15 protein-coding genes are annotated in these 17,868 nt (G+C 59.5%); 6 read left to right on the top strand and 9 right to left on the bottom strand.

All coding sequences use genetic code 11. The features are described from left to right. Positions 1-3: 3 nt before the first annotated feature. From AB8B33_RS18085 to AB8B33_RS18070, 4 genes are all read right to left on the bottom strand, one after another. Positions 4-1,629, bottom strand: a complete 1,626-nt coding sequence (locus tag AB8B33_RS18085; RefSeq protein WP_439016408.1) for an arylsulfatase — start codon at positions 1,627-1,629, stop codon at positions 4-6. A gap of 186 nt (positions 1,630-1,815) precedes the next feature. Then, positions 1,816-3,030, bottom strand: coding sequence for an alpha/beta hydrolase (locus AB8B33_RS18080; RefSeq protein WP_439016407.1), 1,215 nt, complete (start codon positions 3,028-3,030; stop codon positions 1,816-1,818). A 158-nt stretch (positions 3,031-3,188) separates the two neighbouring features. Continuing rightward, positions 3,189-4,292 carry a glycosyltransferase family 2 protein gene (locus AB8B33_RS18075; protein ID WP_439016406.1) on the bottom strand — a complete coding sequence of 368 codons (1,104 nt, stop codon included), beginning with the start codon at positions 4,290-4,292 and terminating at the stop codon, positions 3,189-3,191. 69 nt (positions 4,293-4,361) lie between these two features. Beyond that, on the bottom strand, positions 4,362-5,273 hold the full coding sequence (locus AB8B33_RS18070; protein WP_439016405.1) for a glycosyltransferase family 8 protein: 912 nt from the start codon (positions 5,271-5,273) through the stop codon (positions 4,362-4,364). Between the two features lie 283 nt (positions 5,274-5,556). Here AB8B33_RS18070 and AB8B33_RS18065 point away from each other — a divergent pair, with 283 nt between their 5' ends. Continuing rightward, on the top strand, positions 5,557-5,853 hold the full coding sequence (locus AB8B33_RS18065) for a hypothetical protein (protein ID WP_113181748.1): 297 nt from the start codon (positions 5,557-5,559) through the stop codon (positions 5,851-5,853). Between the two features lie 29 nt (positions 5,854-5,882). Here the strand turns inward: AB8B33_RS18065 and AB8B33_RS18060 are convergent, their stop codons facing one another. From AB8B33_RS18060 to AB8B33_RS18045, 4 genes are all read right to left on the bottom strand, one after another. Next, positions 5,883-7,334, bottom strand: a complete 1,452-nt coding sequence (locus AB8B33_RS18060; RefSeq protein ID WP_439016404.1) for a hypothetical protein — start codon at positions 7,332-7,334, stop codon at positions 5,883-5,885. A gap of 133 nt (positions 7,335-7,467) precedes the next feature. After that, positions 7,468-8,835 carry a polysaccharide biosynthesis/export family protein gene (locus AB8B33_RS18055; RefSeq protein WP_439016403.1) on the bottom strand — a complete coding sequence of 456 codons (1,368 nt, stop codon included), beginning with the start codon at positions 8,833-8,835 and terminating at the stop codon, positions 7,468-7,470. Between the two features lie 8 nt (positions 8,836-8,843). After that, positions 8,844-9,794 carry a glycosyltransferase family 2 protein gene (locus AB8B33_RS18050; protein ID WP_439016402.1) on the bottom strand — a complete coding sequence of 317 codons (951 nt, stop codon included), beginning with the start codon at positions 9,792-9,794 and terminating at the stop codon, positions 8,844-8,846. After that, positions 9,791-11,455, bottom strand: coding sequence for a Wzz/FepE/Etk N-terminal domain-containing protein (locus tag AB8B33_RS18045; protein WP_439017270.1), 1,665 nt, complete (start codon positions 11,453-11,455; stop codon positions 9,791-9,793). Before AB8B33_RS18045 ends, AB8B33_RS18050 begins: the two co-directional genes overlap by 4 nt. Here AB8B33_RS18045 and AB8B33_RS18040 point away from each other — a divergent pair. Then, on the top strand, positions 11,409-11,531 hold the full coding sequence (locus AB8B33_RS18040; RefSeq protein ID WP_310386069.1) for a hypothetical protein: 123 nt from the start codon (positions 11,409-11,411) through the stop codon (positions 11,529-11,531). The two genes, AB8B33_RS18045 and AB8B33_RS18040, sit on opposite strands and share 47 nt — an antisense overlap. 100 nt (positions 11,532-11,631) lie before the next feature. Here the strand turns inward: AB8B33_RS18040 and AB8B33_RS18035 are convergent, their stop codons facing one another. Next, positions 11,632-12,345, bottom strand: a complete 714-nt coding sequence (locus tag AB8B33_RS18035) for a sugar transferase (protein WP_439016401.1) — start codon at positions 12,343-12,345, stop codon at positions 11,632-11,634. A gap of 472 nt (positions 12,346-12,817) precedes the next feature. Between AB8B33_RS18035 and AB8B33_RS18030 the strand changes: the two genes are divergently transcribed. From AB8B33_RS18030 to AB8B33_RS18015, 4 genes are all read left to right on the top strand, one after another. Beyond that, on the top strand, positions 12,818-13,555 hold the full coding sequence (locus AB8B33_RS18030; protein WP_007820756.1) for a Crp/Fnr family transcriptional regulator: 738 nt from the start codon (positions 12,818-12,820) through the stop codon (positions 13,553-13,555). A 119-nt stretch (positions 13,556-13,674) separates the two neighbouring features. Beyond that, entirely contained in the window at positions 13,675-15,066 is a 1,392-nt protein-coding gene (locus tag AB8B33_RS18025; RefSeq protein WP_439016400.1) for a glycosyltransferase family 4 protein, read from the top strand. Next, a complete protein-coding gene (locus AB8B33_RS18020; protein WP_439016399.1) occupies positions 15,063-16,307 on the top strand; it encodes a glycosyltransferase family 4 protein in 1,245 nt (414 codons plus the stop codon). Before AB8B33_RS18025 ends, AB8B33_RS18020 begins: the two co-directional genes overlap by 4 nt. Before the next feature lie 77 nt (positions 16,308-16,384). Continuing rightward, positions 16,385-17,866: a lipopolysaccharide biosynthesis protein gene (locus tag AB8B33_RS18015; protein ID WP_439016398.1), complete on the top strand. Its 1,482-nt coding sequence runs from the start codon at positions 16,385-16,387 to the stop codon at positions 17,864-17,866. The last annotated feature ends 2 nt before the right edge of the window (positions 17,867-17,868 follow it).

The raw sequence follows: 17,868 nt of genomic DNA, 5'->3' as shown, positions 1-17,868 counted from the left end.
ATGCTATTGGGCGCCAGCTGGGCTCTGCTCGAGCGATCGCATCAGCGCCTCAACCATCTGGTCGACGCTGAAGCTCGCCGAACGTTGGCTTGGCGGGAATTCGCGGAAGGTCTGGAGGAATGGCGCAACACGCCAGACGCCGTACTGGATGAGATAAGCATTCTTCGCCAGCCAGTCGTAATACTGGTCGGAGACGACATCGGCTCGCTCGTACGGGTCCATCCGCAGATTGAAGACCTTCGGTGCGCGCAGGCATACGAAGGGATTGGCCCATACCACGAAGCCACCCGGCTCCCTCTGTTCGCAGAAGACGATCTTCCAGTTGTTGTAGCGATAGGCGACGAGCTGTCCGTCGTCGTTGAAGTAGTAGAAGTCCTGACGGTTCGATTTCTCTTGCTGGTCCGTGAGATAGGGAAGCTGGTTATAGCCGTCGAGATGGACCTTGAATTGGTTGCCGCCGATCGTCGTGCCTTTTACCAGCTTGTCCTTGATGTCTGGGTCGCCGGCCGCGGCAAGCAGCGTCGGGAACCAGTCGAGGCCGGATATCATCTGGTTGGAGACCTCGCCGGCCTTGATATGGCCCGGCCAGCGCATCAGGGCGGGAACGCGGAACGCGCCTTCCCAGTTGGTATCCTTCTCGCTGCGAAACGCCGTGGTAGCGGCATCCGGCCAGGACCATTGGTTGGGCCCGTTGTCGGTCGTGTAGACGACGATCGTATTGTCAGCGATGCCGAGATCGTCGAGGGCTTTCAAGAGCTTGCCGACGTCGCCGTCATGCTCGATCATGCCGTCGGCATATTCGTTGCCGGGCATGCCGCTCTGGCCCTGCATCGACGCACGCACATGCGTGAAGGCATGCATGCGGGTCGTGTTCATCCAGGTGAAGAAGGGTTTGCCCGCCTTGACCTGCCTGTCCATGAAATCGATCGCCGCGGCGGTCGTCTCATCGTCGATGGTTTCCATGCGCTTGGTGTTAAGCGCACCGGTATCCTCGATTTTTCCGTCTGCCGTTGCCTTCAGCACGCCGCGCGGTGAGTTCGCGCGCACGAAGGCCTCATCGTCCTTCGGATAATAGGGACGTTCCGGCTCCTCTTCGGCATTCAGGTGATAGAGGTTGCCGTAGAACTCATCGAAACCATGCTTGGTCGGCAGGAATTCGTCGCGGTCGCCAAGGTGGTTCTTGCCAAACTGGCCCGTCGAATAACCGAGCGGTTGGAGGGCTTGAGCAATGGTGATGTCACGCGGCTGCAGGCCGACGGTTGCGCCGGGAATGCCGACCTTGCAGAGACCGGTGCGCAGGCAGGCCTGGCCGGTTATGAACGTGGAGCGGCCCGCCGTGCAGCTGTTCTCGGCATAGTAGTCCGTGAACATCAGGCCTTCCTTGGCGATGCGATCGATGTTGGGCGTGCTGTAGCCCATGACGCCGAAGGAATAGGCGCTGATATTCGTCTGGCCGACATCATCACCGAAGATGACGAGGATATTCGGCTTGTCGGGCGTCGCCGGCGCTGCCGTTGCGGCAGGAGCCGCCTCCTGAGCGTAGGCGATCGAAACGAAGGGTGCAGCGGCGAGGCTCATAGCGACCGCTGCCGTTGCCGAAAGAAGTCTCCCGGAGAGTGTCGTGGCCATCACGTCCTCCCCTTCGCAAGGTCGTTCAACATTCCGCTCTCCTTGGTGTCGGGCAGGGATGACCCCGCCGGAACTGGATCGTCGCCATTCGACCGGGAGAGACTTCTACTTTGAGGTCGTTTGCGGAAGTACGTTACCGTAAATGCCGGTGTTGCGAGACGTAACCGCCCACGTAAATCGCGCTCGTTACTGCGTCAGCGGCTTCGATTGCGGGTCGGCGCGAAGTGTATCTTCGACTTCGACTGGTTTTGCAGCGGCCGGCAGAGGTTGTCCGATGATCGTCAGCGGTGCTGCGACTGCCGTGCCGGCGACCTTACCCACTGTTTGCACCGTGCCTCCTACGACGGCGGCAACGCCCTCGCCGAGGGTGATGTTGGAGTCCGTCAGGGGCTGGCCAGTCATCAGCCGCTGGCCGATCAGCTGGACGATTTCGGGGCTTTCGGCAAATTTGCCGTGATTGAGCTTGTCACCGGTGTCGACCTTTGTCAGATCGATGGCCGTAATGCCGGCCTCCTCCAGCCTGCTGCGATAGGGTTCCTTGGACGGGTCGATGGCGCCCAGCCGGGATACTTTTCCGGTGATTAAGCTCGAAACTGCCAAAGCCCGATCGTCCTGCGAAACGAAGATCGTGAATTTCGGATGGGGCGTACCCATTTCCACGAACTGCTTGGCGAAAACCTGTATATCGATATCGGGCGAGGCAAGAATGACATCGCGGATCTTGGTGTTCACATGCCCGTCACGGATGCCCATCTGGCGCAGCGATTCCATGGCGAGCCAGGTTCCCATGGAATGGGCAAGGATAGTGATATCCTTGACGCTCGGATCCTGCGCGAGGATTCGCAGCGCCTGTTCGAGTGCCGTGCGCGAATAGTTCGTGCTCTCCTTGTCATATTCATAGGCCGTCAGCTTTGCACGCGAAGGCCAGGTGAAAAGGACCGGCGTCGCCTTCATGCCGCTGTCGTGGACGATCTGGGCGAGGCGGAAGACGGAATCCTCATAGGTATTGTTGAACCCGTGTATGAAAACGAGTGCGTGGCCATCAACGAGATGCTGTTGGAACCACGCACGCCCTTCCGCCCGCCTCTCGAGCTGCTCGACCCGCGTGACGGCGAAATCGGTCGCCGGGTTTGGCGGCAGCTTTTCGGGCCACTGTACGGTGCCAGCCGCGCGCTTCGGCGGAATGGAAATTGCGATATCCGTCAGGTAGGGCTTCGGACTGCGTTCCCCATTGAAAAGCGTCGCAGGATTTGCGGAAGGCTGACGAGTGGTCGCCACCAGCATCTCGACCTGCGAGGTTTTCGGAGTATTGGCCGTGAGGGCGACAGGGGTCATCACCCCGGTCGGATGGCCGCAGCCTGCCAGCACGGAAAGTGCGGCAAGGAGAATGCGTCGCAGCATGATCACTTCCTGGTTCAACAGTCCGGCACTCTAGGCCGCGCTACAGCGCGGATGGAAGTAAGTTACCGTAAATGCGGGTGTTAATACGAATGTTTAAAGCAGCCTCGGCAGCGACCCGAAGTGAAGGGCCGGCCGATGCGCTATCTAAATGTACGAATTCAACGGGAAGCTTGCGCTTCGCCCACGATGACTGCGCCTCCCTGTGCCGGGATACCTGCTTTTTCCTGTGAAAGCAGACTCTGTTGCCGCAGGTCGCTGTCGGACGCGCTGCGCCAGAGTTGCCAACCCTCGCCCTGAATAAGACCGCTGTCGGAGAGATCCTTCCAGTGGTGATAGGTGCTGGTGCCTGTGCAGACGAAGTTGCGAGCGTCTTCGGGGGAAGAGTACATCGTGTACTCAGCAGTATGCTCCGAGCGGTTGGCGGGATCGGCGACCTTGTTGAGAAAGCTCGACAGGAACTTGAAGTGCAGGAGGGCGCTTGTGATTCCGACAGCGCCGCGCATTTCGCCAAGGTTCAGGGCGAGCGGCCAGACCTGGTGCGAGGATTTGAGATAGAGGCGTTCACCGGATACGTAGATCAGTGGGATCTTGTTGAGCGCTGGGCCATCCCAGATGCGGCCGCGAAAATAGACACGACCGCGTACACCGCCCTTGATCCAAATGGTGCGGCTGTTCCTGTCGAAATGCGATTCATAGCCTGATCGGTCGAAGAGGCTGCAGACCTCGAGCGGATTGCGGCCGGGCTCGCAGATGTTTTCGCTGACCGGATTGCGGCTGTACATGTCGATCATGACAGAGCGCAGCGAGCGGGCACCGACGGATTCCATATAGGCGGTCAACTGGCTGATCGAACACGTATCGCAATGCGGATAGACGAGAAACTCATCCGCATCGACATAGAGAACCCATTTTTCCTGGCAATGGCGGTTCATGACCGCGTTGATCCAGTCATTGCCGAAGCGCGCTGCCTTGTAGGAACCGGTGGCTGACAACAGCGAGACATCCTGCATGCCGGACAGGAGCTCGGCCGTGCCGTCGCTCGAACCGTTGTCGATGCAAATGAAGTGCTCAACACCGAGATCGCGATAATATTGCAGGAAGAACTCCATCCGGTGTCCTTCGTCGCGGATCACGCAGATCAGCACGTGGCGTGCCTGCTTCAGGCTGTCGCGCAGCCCGGCATAGCCGACCTGGCTAGCCTTCAGCGAACGGCGCAGCCGGGCCTTGGCGTAGTGCGAGATGCTGGTCGTCAAAGCACTCATTTCTGCTCCTGAACACTGGTGCCGGCTTTAAAGACCGGCTCTGCCTGCAGGGATCGGGCCGACTTTTCCTCAGACGACATAGTCGCCGGCGAGCAGGGTCTGGACGCGCGGATTGGGCATCTCATTCTGGAGGGCATGTCTCACGCGCTCGCGCATCGAACGATATTTGTAGACCACCTTGCGGTCGAAGCTGATGCCCCGGTAGAGCGCGTTATAGGCTGGGTGTGTCTTGCGCAGATCGATATAGACTTGGCTTTCGGTGTCGCTCCACGGGAAGAACGTGCCGTGCCAGGGCTTGGGGTGCGCCATGTAGTGGACGATGGCGAGCGAGGACATGTCCACCAGATGCAAGAACTGCTTGGGGAAGTTCCAGCGGTTCGACACCAGGATGAGCGAGGAGCCACAAACATAGTTCAACGCGCCCTGATCATGCTTGCCGTCGCATGCTTCCGGGTTCGTGGCAAAGAGTTGCAGCGCTTCAGGCCCGATCCAGCCGTCGCGGTGGAATTTCAGAACGCCGGCATTGAAATAACTGCTGTCCTTGCCGTTTTGCAGCAAGCCATTGATAGAGGTGTAATCGCGGGCCGCGAAGAACTTTCCAGGCGGCGCGAACGCATTTTCGAGATCGGCAAGACTGCTGACGATCTGCGTGTCGCCATCCAGATAGATGATCTGGGTATAATTTTCGGGCAGGATCTGGGCGAGTACGAGCTTGGCCATGGTGCTGACGCTGATACGACCCATGAAATGCGAACCATCGAGCTTGCCGAGGGATTGGTGCAGTGCTTCCGTCGCATCCATCAGCTTGACGCCGCTCAACGCAAGCAGGCTCTTCAGTTCCTCAAAATTGTCCAGATGTTCCGACATAAGAACACAGACATCCGTCTTAGGATTTGCAAATTTTCGGGCCTGGAGCGCCGAGAGAATAGTCGGAAAGGAATATTCGACATCCGTAACGTAGGCCACGCACTGATTACTCATGGTACAATCCTTCTCGTCGTTCTTTGTCGGCAAGTGTCTTTATTGAGTCTGTAAAAAATTTCTCTTTGTCGAGTTGCTGCCCTGTACTTGTCACAAGCGAGTAATTTCTCATCCGGTCGGGGGCCAATCGTGCCTCGTCGGCGTTTTGATCACGGCGGATTGTGAGAAAATTAACCATTGCTATCGCTCCACTACCAAAAGCCGGGTGTTGTGGATTAAGCCCTGTAATGTGAAGATCGGCACGGGGCGCATGTGGGACGATAGAAAGGAATAAGGCATCGCAATGCTGAACGGCACGATCATTGTGATACTGATTTCGCTCGCAGCCGGAGCGGCCATTCGCGCCTGGGCCTTCGCGATATTCGCGATCGTTGTCGCCCTCGGTTTCGGCATCGTGGCTCATCAAAACGCGTCGCTGCTTGAAGCCGCGCTTTACGGTCTCGCTATCCTCGTGCTGATGCAGGTCTGCTATGTGACAGGTGTCTTCGTGGCCGGGCTTTGGCGCCGCAGCCGCAAGCCGTCCAAGGAGAGTGCGATCGTCGACCCGGCGCCCGTGCCGAGCAAGCAGCAGCAGGGCTGACATCACCGACATGTTTTCTCCTCCGCACATCATCGTGATGGAAATACCGGCGTACTCATCAGAGATGCCGGCGTCCTCTGCAGACGGGTCATGCGGTTCTGCTGCCCGTAGGGGGCGGTCAGGCAACCGCTTGCAAGCCCGGCCGTGATGCTGAAAAGCAGGCCGAGGTCGGTGCTGCTTCCGGAAATCGTCGCCGAGGCAATCTGCGCGACGGAGGCGAAAACGGCAGCCATCCCAATCGCCCGGTTTTCACGGCTCGCCAGTTTGCTGCGAGCAGCCGCCGTCAGGAGGCTGTAAAGGAACAGCAAGAATAGGGCCGTCCCGGTGAGGCCGACGTTCGACAGAAGTGCGGCGGCGAAGCTCGATGCGCGTACGGTGCCGAGGCCCGCCCCGAAAGTGGCTGTTTCCACGAAAGAGACCAGCGCCAATGTGTTCCAGGCGGTGCGCTCCTCGCCGGATTGCGATTCGAGCTTGTTGGCCAGGGTGACGTTCGCCAAATCGCCGACGGCGTTCCACGCGCTCGGGATCAGAGCCACAGCCATGATCACGCAGGGCACCATGAGCAGAGTGATCAAAAGGAAGGTCGCATAGGGACGTGTGGCCTGGCCGCTCAAAAGCCGCTTGAGGCTAAACAGGATCGCAACACCGATCATGAAGAGGCCGGCGACATAGGCCGTCGTCGAGGTGCAGAGGATCACGGTCAGGCCGACCGATACCGTTGCAAAGCCGGTGAAACGGCTCGGGAAGCGCTCAAGCCAGAGGATGAGGGTGAAGCTGAAAAACACCAGAGCCGCTGCACCATAGGCACTTGCCTCAGGGAAGGAACCGACGATGCGCTTGAAGCCGCCGATGACCTCGGCTGTGTGCATCGTATAGTTGGCATTGCGCATGAAATCGAGCAGGTCAGGCTGACCTATCGTGAACGTCGCAATATCGAGCAGGGCGAAACCCAGGCAGACGAGCGCCGTGACGATGAGCTGGCGGGCGATGAAGCGCCCGTGCCCCAGCCGGGCAAAACCGCAGACGACGGCGAAGCAGATGAGGTCGCCGAGCAGGTAGACGGACTGTGTGAGATTGGAGGACCCCGGCGCCAGCGGCGATGCCATGATCGACATCAAGCCGGAACTGCTGCGTGCGGATGAATAAACCAGTGTCGCGCCGGCGAAAATGCGGGGCAGGAAGAAGGCCGATACGGCAGAAAACAGAACATAGGCCGCAAACCAGAAGCCGGGGCCGGGATAGGCCAGGCTGGTCAGGGCCGCCTGTTTCTGGCGCGGACGAAGCAGCACACCGATCGCGACGAAGAGCAGCAGCAGATGGCTCGGCTGAATGCTGCTGCCGCCGAGTGCGGGAAGCTGGAAGGCTGCGGCTGCACCGAGCAGCGTGGAGATGCAGAGGGCAGTTATCGCAAAGCGGGATCCATAGTAGACGAGCGCCAGGCCGAGCAGGAAGACGAGGAAGCCGATCGGTTCAATGGTCATGCCGCTACCTCCGAACAGGGTCGAAGATTCTCTGCCGTCACGCCACGCACACCCTGCGTGCGGCGCAAAAAGACGGCAAATGCAGACATGAACTGAACTCCGACGCTAACAGGCATAGTCCTACCGTGGTCTCCTAGTTCGATCCCGTCCGCGATACCCAGTTGGGACGGGGCGTATCGCTTCGGGCTACATTAGGGATGAGGGCGGCGGCCGGCTGCTGGGGCTGCGATGCAGCAGATGAGGCATCGGCAGCTGCCTCGACGCCGATCTCGATGATGTCATGCGGCAACAGGGCGGTGTTTTCATCTGCCACGATATTGGTGTAGCTGCCGTCCTCGTTGCGGCGAATGATCTTGAAGTTCTTCTTCGTCGTGCCGAGGAGCGTCGATTCTGCACCCATGCGGGCGAGTTCGGCGCTGTATCCGGCCTGATCGCCAAGGAGTTGCGCGACCTGCATGTCGATGCCCGCCTTGTTGATGGCGAGGCTGAGCGTGTTCAGCTCCTGCTGGTTTTCGGCGTTCCGCTTGTTGATAATAGTTGCCTTTTCGCGCTGGCTCTCGTTCAGCCCCTGGCGGGACTTGGTCAGCGCGATCTCAAGGTCCAGCAGTTCGCTCTGGGTTTCAGCCAGGCCGCGGTCCACCGAATATTGGCGGGTATTGCTGGTCAGGCCCTTGCTGACGAGGCTGTTGACGTTGTTCAGCTCCTGCTGCGCAAGATCGATCTGTCGTTTCTGGGAGACGATCTTGGCCTCCAGCGACTGGATTTCCTGCGTATAGAGGCGGCTCAGATCGTCTGCCGCCTCAATCTGGCTGTTGGACTCGACAGCCCGTAGGCGCATCAGGTTCAGTTCCTCCGCCTTGAGCTTGTCGATATCCGGCACGCCGGCGATCTCGGCAGGAATGTCGAAATCCGACTGACCGGCGATCTCGGCGCGCAGGCGGGCTGCACGCATCAAGAGATCGCGGCGATTCAGGAGGGCTGAGCGATAGTCGCCGGCCGACTGGATGCGATCTCGCTGGTAGTAGCTGCTGTCGTCACGCGACCGCATGTAGCCGCCTGCAATGCTGACGGCTTTGATAACGGTCATATTGGCCTCGAAGGGATAGCGTCCCGGCCGCTCGATGCTGCCGTTGACGAAGATCGGCGCGTGCTGGTCTATTTCGACAGCGATGAAAGGCCTTCCGGGAAGGTCGGCCTTGTCGGCCAGTGCGTCTGAGATGGCATCCGACAGCTGCTCGGTCGTCTGACCGGAGGCGCTGATTTGACCGGCGATCGGGATCGAAAGATTGCCCGCATCATCGACGCTGTAGGTTCCATCGAGAGCTTCCCAGCTCGCATATTTGGAATCGGTGGAACGCCATTCCACGACCCGCAGCTTTATCTTGTCCTCGGGGACGAGCGTGTAGCTGTCGGCGTGGGCAGCACTCCATCCCATCGCGCAGGTAAAGACGGCGGCAAGGCCAACGAATGGAAGACGATCAAGGAAAGACATGGGCCACATGGCGTCTGTTACCTCCGTTTTGCCGCGATGGATGGCGAAGGCATCTCGCGATTTGAGGACTGGCTGAGTTCGAGGATGCGCATGGGAGATGCACGTCCCATCAGCAGATCGGACAAAGCCAGGAAATTGCCGTTCAGCCGGCCACGACGGTCGACTGCGCGATCATTGAGCAGGGCGCCTCGGGCGTTCGCCAGGATATTGCGGCCGATCTGCGCCAACGCATGGGTCAAGGACATGGTGCCCTTGCGCATCAGATGCACGGGATTTGCGACTTGCGAATAGCCGAGCCGCTTGCCGGGCTGGCGTCCGGACTTGACGCCGAGATGGACGCCGCAGGCGCCCGAAATATGCACCGATCGTCCGTAGCGAGCGATGGACCGGCTGAAATCGACATCTTCGAGCCAGCCGTAGAGCGGCAACTCCTCGTCGAAGGCGAGCCCGTGGCCGACAATTGGCGCCAGCCGAACCGCCATGTTGCATCCATAGGCGTTATAGATTTCGGTCACCTGCTCGCCTCTTTCGCCTGCGGTCTTGATGACATGCATGGCTTCGGACTGGGTCAGACCCTTGCCGAGAATGCCGTCGGCGAGGACGTCTCCGGTCGCGATGACCACATCCGGATTGTCGGCGAAGACGGTTGCCATGCGCGGAATAAAGCCAGGCGCGGGAATGAAGTCGTCGTCGAGGAAGATCAGCACGTCCATGTCCGCGCTTGCGGCTTCAATGATCCGGTTGCGCTGGGAGGTCAGGCCGCGGGGGCCGACCTTCAATTCCACGCCCTTTCGGTCGGTGAGCCCGGCAGCGTCATCCAGGTTGGGGACGCAGACGATAATGCGCTCCGGGTGAGGCTGGAGGCTGTCGATATAGGTTACCGTCTCCAGAAGCGTCGCCGGCCGGCCCGCCGAGGCAATGCCCACGGCGATCTTCAGCTTCGGTGCTTGTGGGGTCGGAGCCATCATGTCTGAACACTCGCTGGTGTGTTGTTGATGATCGCGCCGAGGATTTCTGCGCCGACATTGCGCATGCTGTCGACGACGCGAACGGTCTCGTCAATCGAAGTGCGGCCGTAAGAGGTTACGACGAGAACGCCGTCCAGCTCCGGAGCGATCGCATTGGCGTCAGGCGACGAGGTGAAGGCGGAGATATCGACGAATATGGCGTCGAATTCCTTCTTCAGATCGCTGAAGTTGAGCTGAGTGCGGCGCGAGCTCAGACGGACGGCGGGCGTCACGGCGCGGACCTTGCCAAGAGGCAGGAACTTGAGCGTCGGTGTCAGTGACAGGGTGGCGGTGCGGATTGCCTCGATATTGTCGAGCACGTCGATCAGGCCGGCTGAACTGTTGGGCGCAATGGACTTGCTCAGGGAAGATTTTGTCGCCGCGGCATCGATCAGCAGGGTACGCGAACCTGATATTGCCGAGAGCACGGCAAGCTCGCAGGCGATGGTGGATGCTCCTCCGCCCGGGTTAACGGCCACGATGCCGATCACCACGCGCCGTCTGCGGCGAAAGCCTGTGACAGTCGCACCAAGTTCGGCCATTCCGGGGATCATCGGATAGGCGACGGTGCCGCTATCATTGGCAGTAGGCAACGCCGCCGCGCGGCCAGCCCTCTTTGCGCGCCCAAGAGGTGTGACGAAAGACAGGCCGGCCGCCTGCGAGAGCTGGTTGGTGCGCATGATGCGCCGGTCGCTGACATGGCGGATCATGGCCAGGCCAAGGCCGGAACCGGCGCCTACGATCAGCGCGAAGGCGAGGATAAGCGAATTGTTCGGCTGCGCCTTGGAGAGCGGTGAGGTGGCCCGCGAAACGATGGTGGCGTCGGAGACCGGATAGGAAATGCGCTGCTTGGCCTCGGTGTACTGCGTGAGGGTGTTTTCGAAGAGGGTGCGGCGGGCGTCGGTCGCGCTCTGCAACTCAGCAAGCTTGAACTGGTCGCGCGGGTTCGCCTTGAAGGTGGCAAGCGCACTTGCGGCATCGGCAAGTCCGCGCTGCTGTTCATTGACGAACTGTTCTAGCCATTCGCTGTACTGCTGGGCCGCAGCGGCCTTCATCTGGACATTCTTGCGGATGTATTGCTGGGCAACCGCATCGGCGATCTCAACCGCCGTCTGCGGGTTGGATGCGGATGCGGATATTTCGAGGATCGTCGATTGGCCGATGCGGCGCATCGCGACAATATTGCGCAGCCGTGCGATCGCCCGGTCGGTCCGCTGCGCTTCCTGGCTCGTCGCAGCTGGCTGGGCATTGCCCGAGGTTGCATCACCCAGTGCCGTCTCCGGTGGGGCGGTGCTGGTGGCGTTGCCCGTCAGCCAGTCCTTGACCTTGTCCTGCAGGGACAGGGACTGATTGGAGAAGGCCGGATCGTTGGCGAGGTTCAGCGCGCTGGCGGCGCCACCAAGCACGTCGCTGGACTTCGCTATTTCAAGCTGTGCATCGATGAAGGCGTCTTCGGCGAACGCGCGTTGAGCGTCCGAGCCGTTCACCTGCGGGAAGACCATAAGCTGGGTACTGGCCACGTAGGTCGGCTTGGCGATGAGGAGATAGGCAGCGGCAAGTGCCAGGAAGACCAGGATGGTAGACACGATCCAAGGCCAACGCATCCTCACGAAAAAGGACATGTCCCGCAGCGTCAGCGACGAACTACCGCTGGCCGTGGCCGGCAAAGATATCGGGGAGACGCTGCTGAAGACGTGATTTGAGTTCATAGTGTCCTGATCCAAAGGGCGAGAGTGTCTTCTTCGTTGATATCCAGCAGGTGCGTATGGCCCGGGTCGGGCCATACGTCGTTCTTGGATTAGTAGCAGCCGCGCTGCGAGAACAGGGCGGGAACGGTCTTTGCGATGATGATGAAATCGCGCGCGAGCGACCAGTCGCGGACATATTGGACATCAAGCGCAACGCGATATTCGTAGCTGACATCGTTGCGGCCGCTGGTCTGCCACTGTCCGGTCAGGCCTGGTCTTGCGGCCATATAGCTCGTGACATGCTCGCCGTAGCGGGCAAGTTCTTCAGCCGTCACCGGCCGCGGGCCTACAACGCTCATTTCGCCGCGCAGGATATTGATGAGCTGAGGGAGCTCATCGATGCTGGACTTCCTCAGGATCTCACCGACAGTGGTGATGCGCGGATCGTTCTTCAGCTTCCGCGTCGTTTCCCACTCGGCCCGCGCTGAGGGATTGGCGCGCAGCAACTCGGCGAGCTGTGCGGCGGCATCGGTCTTCATGGTGCGGAACTTGAGACAGCCGAAGGCGGCACCCCCATATCCAATACGCGTATGCGAATAGAAGACTGGCCCGGGATCGCTCAACTTTACGATGAGTGCTGCGATCAGCATCAGAGGTGACAGCAGAACCAGAGCGGTGGTTGCGACGACGATATCAACCGCGCGCTTGGATGCCCTTCCGACCACATGAGGCCGTGATACTATGCGACGATCGTTATTCGGCGCGGACTGGTCAACGTTCGGCCAGGATTCACGAACTTCAATACTCTGTGTTTCCCAAGTCATCGACCGACTCCAAAAGTTTCCGGTTAGAACCTTATGAAGTTTGGTGCAGCGCAATGTGCTTGTCTGTGACCGCGGTCATAATGATTAGCAAATTCTTTATGCTAATACTGTAATGCTACGGAGTTCTCTACGAATTCGGCGGCAGGGGATTTCTACATCCTAATTTTATTCGAAAATTTAACTTACATGTCGTCTAAGGCGCACGGCTTGAATAGATGAAGCCGGGCGTTGTAGCTATTTTTTGAACAATTTTGATAGGGACCGCCCCAAAAATAGGCAGTTTGGCTTAATACCTCTCCTGAATTCGACGGATACTAGAAAAAATATAATCTATATAACTGGTGGTATTGTCACTATTATTTGAGATGCTCTTGTCATCTTCGATTGTTATTTGACTCTCAAGTTAGGACAATATAAATGATGCAGTGCAGCATCAGCTACGACCAATCTGTTTTGTTGGGGAGTTATGCGCATGGACGGAGCTACACAAACGAGAGACTATAGGGTCGCTGTGGGCAATGCGGCTATTAGCGTTGTTCCGGATACATCTTTGAACAATCGCATCTCAAGTGACGACGACTTCCCGTTCTGCCGCGCGACTATACGAAATTTTCGTCGCGGCGAACTTATTGCAGGCGCTGGAGTCTTTGTAGATATGTTTGCTCGCGTGCAGCGCGGGCTAGTCAGCGCCAGTACGATGCTGCCTGATGGCAGGGAGTTCATTGTGGAGATCATTCCGAGGGGCGGTTTGATCGGTGAGCTCGAAGTATTACGTAAGCAAATACTGAATCTGGAGTATAGAGCCAGTTCGGATTGCGAGCTATACTTCTTCGAAGGCCGGCTGCTGCGGGAAAGGTACGCCACCGATCCGCAGTTCCAGGAGAAGGTTTTTTCGAGAACGCTTGCGCGTGTTTCCGAGCTGGAGCGCCGCATCATTTCGAACGCCGGATCCAGCCTTCAGTCGCGGCTGGCGGCAATGCTTCTGCGGCTATCTTCGGTCTACGGAAAGGATACGCCGGCGAACCGGGACGTGCTGATAATTTCCCAGAACGATCTGGCGGCGACGCTTCCGGCTTCTCGTGAAAAAGTCAACCAGTGCTTGCGTCGCCTGCGTGAATGCAAGGTGATCGACGGAGCCCAGGGCAGGATCCGTATCCTCAACCGCAAGGCGCTGGAAGCCTATGCCGACGGTGCGGCGTCGGCAAAATAATGCACTTCGTCACGATCCGGCTGCCGTTCGCAGCCGGTCCGTGACCACTTCACCCTCATGGACGGTTAGGGGCCTGGCCGTCAAAAAGCATCCATTGTGTCTGTCGTCGGAGAGCTTCTATGAACGACATCGGCCAACTGCGTCCTGATGAGAATGGGCCTGCCGTTTCGACGTTGCGGTGGCCGGCTTCCGGACGCTACGCAAAAATATGGAGGGACGGCATCGCGGCGCACCCGGTGCTCGACCGTGTGGTCGTCATTGACGATTATTCGACGGCGAGGGGTGGGGCGACCGCCCTTGCGGTCCTGTCGGCGAAGCTCTTCTGCGGACTCGGCATTGCCGTGACCTATATCTGCGGCGACGATGGAGGGAACGAGGAGCTTGCGGCCCTCGGCGTTTCAATCGTCAAACTGAATAGCCGTGACCTCCTGAGTTCCAACCGAGCCAAGGCCTTCGCGACCGGCATTCACAATCCGGCAGCCGGCAGCATGATTTCCGCCTGGGTGCGGGCCAATGATACGCCCAGGACAGCCTATCATGTTCATGGCTGGCATCAGATCCTGTCGCCGGCGGTCTTCGACGCGCTTACACCCGTTGCGGAGCGATGCGTCGTTCACGCCCATGATTTCTTTACCGGTTGTCCCAATGGGGCCTTTTTCGATTATCAGGCGCAGGAGATCTGCCAGCGTCGTCCGCTCGGGGCAGGCTGCATCACCACCTCCTGCGACAAGCGCAGCTATGCGCAAAAGCTGTGGCGCGCGGCCCGCGGCGCCAATCTCTTGCGCGCGCTGAGAAGCCGTCCCGCCTTCAGCAGGATCATCCTGCTCCACGAAAAGATGGCAGAGTTCCTGGTGGGCTCCGGCTACCAGCCGGAACGGCTCGTCACCATCCGCAATCCGATCGCGCCACTGACGGCCGAGCGTATCACTGCCGAGGATAATGATGAGTTCGTTTTCATTGGCCGGCTGGACGAGGAAAAGGGCATCGAAGACGCGCTTGCCGCTGCGCGCAGGGCTGGTGCAAGGCTTTGCGTGATCGGCGACGGCCCGCTGATGCCGAAGGTCGTGGCGGCGGGCGATCATGTTAGGGCCATGGGCTGGCAGTCGCATGCGGAGATCGGCCGGATCATCCGCACCGCAAGCGCGCTTGTCATGCCGTCCCGCTATCCGGAGCCTTTCGGCCTTGTGGCGATCGAGGCGGCACGCAGCGGCCTTCCTGTGATCATGACCAAGGGCGCTTTCCTTGCCGAGGAAATGGAGAGGGCCGGAATGGCGATCTCCTGCAACACGATGGACGAGGAAGCCTTCGCCACAACGCTGGCGGCCTTCCGCAAAATGCCGAGGGAGGATGTTCGCCTCATGAGCGAACGTGCCTTCCGGCTGTCGCCCAATCTGGCGACGACGCATGAAGAATGGCGCGATGCCCTTCTCGCGCAATACCGCAGTCTGATTCCGACGAATGTAGTGCCCGAGCCGAGGGGCGGGGCGATCATACAAGGAGCGTTCAGGTGACTGTCAAAGCAGCAAGCTCTCTCCCCGAAGCAATGGCATTCCGCGGCGACGCGCCCGTCGTGGCAAGAAGCCGGGTCGTCGAAGCCGGCAGCCGGGTCGATGCGAAGCAGCCTCGCGTTGCTATCGTCCACTACTGGCTGGTATCGATGCGCGGTGGCGAAAAGGTGGTGGAAGAACTCTGCCGTATGTTCCCTCAGGCAGACATCTTCACACTGGTGCACAATCCCGATCGTACCAGCGATTTCCTGAACAGCCGTAACATCCAAACGTCCTTCCTGCAGAAGATCCCGCGTTCTACGCGCCATTACACAAAGATGCTGCCGCTCATGCCCTTCGCGCTCGAGCACTTTGACCTGCAGGACTATGATCTTGTCATTTCAAGTGAATCCGGCCCCGCCAAGGGTGTCATCACCCGGGCGGATGCACTCCACATCTGCTACTGCCATTCGCCGATGCGCTACATCTGGGATCAGTTCCATGTGTACCGGCGCGGTGTTTCATGGATCGGCAAGGCAATGATGTCACTCACGGCTCCGATGCTGCGGGCCTGGGATGTGACGACCGCCTCGCGCGTCGATACGTTCGTAGCGAATTCCAGCTATGTCGCGGGCCGTATCCGCCGCTTCTATGACCGTGACGCCGTCGTTATCTATCCGCCGGTCGCGACCGACGATTTCGCCATCGGGCAGGGCAAGGGCGAATTCTATCTCTATGCGGGCCAGCTCACCGCCTATAAGCGGCCGGATATTGCCGTGAAGGCCTGCACGGAAATGGGCCGCAATCTGGTCGTGATCGGTGAGGGCGAGCAGGAGGCCTATCTTAGGTCAATCGCCGGACCGACGGTACAGTTTCTCGGGCATCAGCCGTTCCCGGTTCTGCGCGATCACCTGTCGCGCTGCCGCGCTCTGCTGTTCCCCGGCATCGAAGACTTCGGCATTCTGCCGGTGGAAGCGATGGCGTCCGGCCGGCCGGTTCTGGCCTTCGATGCGGGTGGCGCACGCGAGACTGTCTGCGCACCGCATGTCGGCTTCCGCTTTGCCGAGCAGAGTACGGAAGCGCTGATGGAAACGATGGCAGCCTTCGAAGCGGTCGAGGACACGCTCGATCCGGTGGCGATCCATAACCACGCCCTGAAATTCTCCGCAGCAGTGTTCCGCGACCGCCTCGGCTCGCTCATCGATGAGCAACTCGCCAAGCATGGCCATCAGGCCGCAAGCCCCGTCAGGAGGAAAGTAAGCTGACACGCACAAAAACCCCGGAGCGGCGGCACCCAGCGCTCCCCAGAAGAGGTTCGTTGCTCATGGCCAAGGAATAGATCGTGTCAAGCGTATCGCATAGAACGGCGACAGCAAGCATCTGGACAATCAGCGGAAAATTCCTGGCACGACTGCTCGATTTCGTGAGCCTGCTCATTCTTGCAAGACTTTTGAGCCCGGCCGATTTCGGAATCGTCGCCATTGCCACGTCGGTTCTTGTCATCGTCGAGGCGATCCTCGATCTGCCGCTCACCCAGGCGTTGGTGCGTGTTCCCTTGCCAACTGAGCGGATGTTTGCAACGGCTTTTACGTTGAGCCTCCTAAGAGGAACGGCGATCAGCCTGTTGATGGTCGTCATCGCCTGGCCGATGGCTCTCATCTACAACGATCCGCGGCTTTTCCAACTGGTTGCCGTGGTTTCTATCGCGCCTGCGATGCGTAGTGTGATCAGCCCGCGCATGGTGCTCTTCATGCAGCGCTTCGACTTCCGGCGCGAATTTGCCCTCGACATCATCGCCAAGGGATCGACTCTGATCTTCGGCGTCGGTGTCGCGCTTGCGACCGACAGTTACTGGGGGCTGGCGATTGGCGCCGTTGCCGGACCGACGGCGTCGACCATCGTCTCCTATATCTTCGCGCCGATGCGGCCGAGGCTCAGCCTTTCGGAATGGAAGCACTTCCAGGACATGATCGGCTGGAACACGATTTCGCAGGTTCTCAATTCACTCAACTGGCAGATGGACCGGCTGCTGCTGCCGCGCTTTACGAGCCTTTCCACCTACGGTGCCTTCAGCGTCGCGGATAATCTTGCCGGTATTCCCTATCAGACATTCGTCGGTCCGCTGATGCGCCCGCTGATGGCCGCCTTTTCCAATGTCAGCGACCGAGGCAAGCAGATTACCGCCTATTTGAAGGCCACCAATGCAATCATGGTCGTGGCGGCTCCCATCCTGTTCGTCATCATTTTCCTGGCCGAACCGATCCTGCGCATCGTCGTCGGCGAGAAGTGGGCCTTTGCGGCGCCGATCCTGCAGTGGCTCTGCGCCGTCAGCCTGATCGGTCTGCCGACGACCATCATGCCGCCGCTCGTTATGGTTCTCGACAAGACCCGCTATGTGGCGCTCAGGATGTTTGCTGAATTCGCAGTGAGGGCACCGGTTACGGTGCTCGGCGTCGTGATGTTCGGGCTTGACGGTGCGCTGGCAGCGCGCGTCATCGCCGCTGTCGTTGCCTATGTCGTCTGCCTTGTTATCACGCAGCGGCTGATCGGTGCCTCGATTGGCGCGCAGCTCTACGCGTTTGTCCGGCCGCTTGCGGCCTGCCTGCCGATGATCGGTTTCCTGCTCTGGGTTCAGCCTGTTCTCATCGCCATGCCGCTCGGCATCGAACTCGTCATCGGCGTCGGTCTCTGCAGCGTTGCGGCGCTTGCAATCTTCTGGGTTTCCTCCCTGCTCTTGTGGCAGGCCGTAGGGCGGCCCGACGGGCTGGAAGCCATCGTCGTCAGAAAGATCATGCCCTGGCGAAACGGAGTCGTCGTTTCATGATC

The organism is Rhizobium sp. 768_B6_N1_8 (genome assembly GCF_051811225.1).
GTDB lineage: Bacteria > Pseudomonadota > Alphaproteobacteria > Rhizobiales > Rhizobiaceae > Rhizobium.
The sequence above is the reverse complement of the archived record's forward strand: the minus strand, read 5'-3'. Positions and strand labels throughout refer to the sequence as shown.

Excerpts from the sequence above, each read along its gene's own strand:
- AB8B33_RS18060 (WP_439016404.1), bottom strand. The coding sequence starts at position 7,334 with ATGACCATTGAACCGATCGGCTTCCTCGTCTTCCTGCTCGGCCTGGCG.
- AB8B33_RS18055 (WP_439016403.1), bottom strand. The coding sequence starts at position 8,835 with ATGTGGCCCATGTCTTTCCTTGATCGTCTTCCATTCGTTGGCCTTGCC.
- AB8B33_RS18085 (WP_439016408.1), bottom strand. The coding sequence starts at position 1,629 with ATGGCCACGACACTCTCCGGGAGACTTCTTTCGGCAACGGCAGCGGTC.
- AB8B33_RS18025 (WP_439016400.1), top strand. The coding sequence starts at position 13,675 with ATGAACGACATCGGCCAACTGCGTCCTGATGAGAATGGGCCTGCCGTT.
- AB8B33_RS18030 (WP_007820756.1), top strand. The coding sequence starts at position 12,818 with ATGGACGGAGCTACACAAACGAGAGACTATAGGGTCGCTGTGGGCAAT.
- AB8B33_RS18080 (WP_439016407.1), bottom strand. The coding sequence starts at position 3,030 with ATGCTGCGACGCATTCTCCTTGCCGCACTTTCCGTGCTGGCAGGCTGC.
- AB8B33_RS18065 (WP_113181748.1), top strand. The coding sequence starts at position 5,557 with ATGCTGAACGGCACGATCATTGTGATACTGATTTCGCTCGCAGCCGGA.
- AB8B33_RS18045 (WP_439017270.1), bottom strand. The coding sequence starts at position 11,455 with ATGTCCTTTTTCGTGAGGATGCGTTGGCCTTGGATCGTGTCTACCATC.
- AB8B33_RS18070 (WP_439016405.1), bottom strand. The coding sequence starts at position 5,273 with ATGAGTAATCAGTGCGTGGCCTACGTTACGGATGTCGAATATTCCTTT.
- AB8B33_RS18035 (WP_439016401.1), bottom strand. The coding sequence starts at position 12,345 with ATGACTTGGGAAACACAGAGTATTGAAGTTCGTGAATCCTGGCCGAAC.
- AB8B33_RS18050 (WP_439016402.1), bottom strand. The coding sequence starts at position 9,794 with ATGATGGCTCCGACCCCACAAGCACCGAAGCTGAAGATCGCCGTGGGC.
- AB8B33_RS18040 (WP_310386069.1), top strand. The coding sequence starts at position 11,409 with ATGGTAGACACGATCCAAGGCCAACGCATCCTCACGAAAAAGGACATG.
- AB8B33_RS18075 (WP_439016406.1), bottom strand. The coding sequence starts at position 4,292 with ATGAGTGCTTTGACGACCAGCATCTCGCACTACGCCAAGGCCCGGCTG.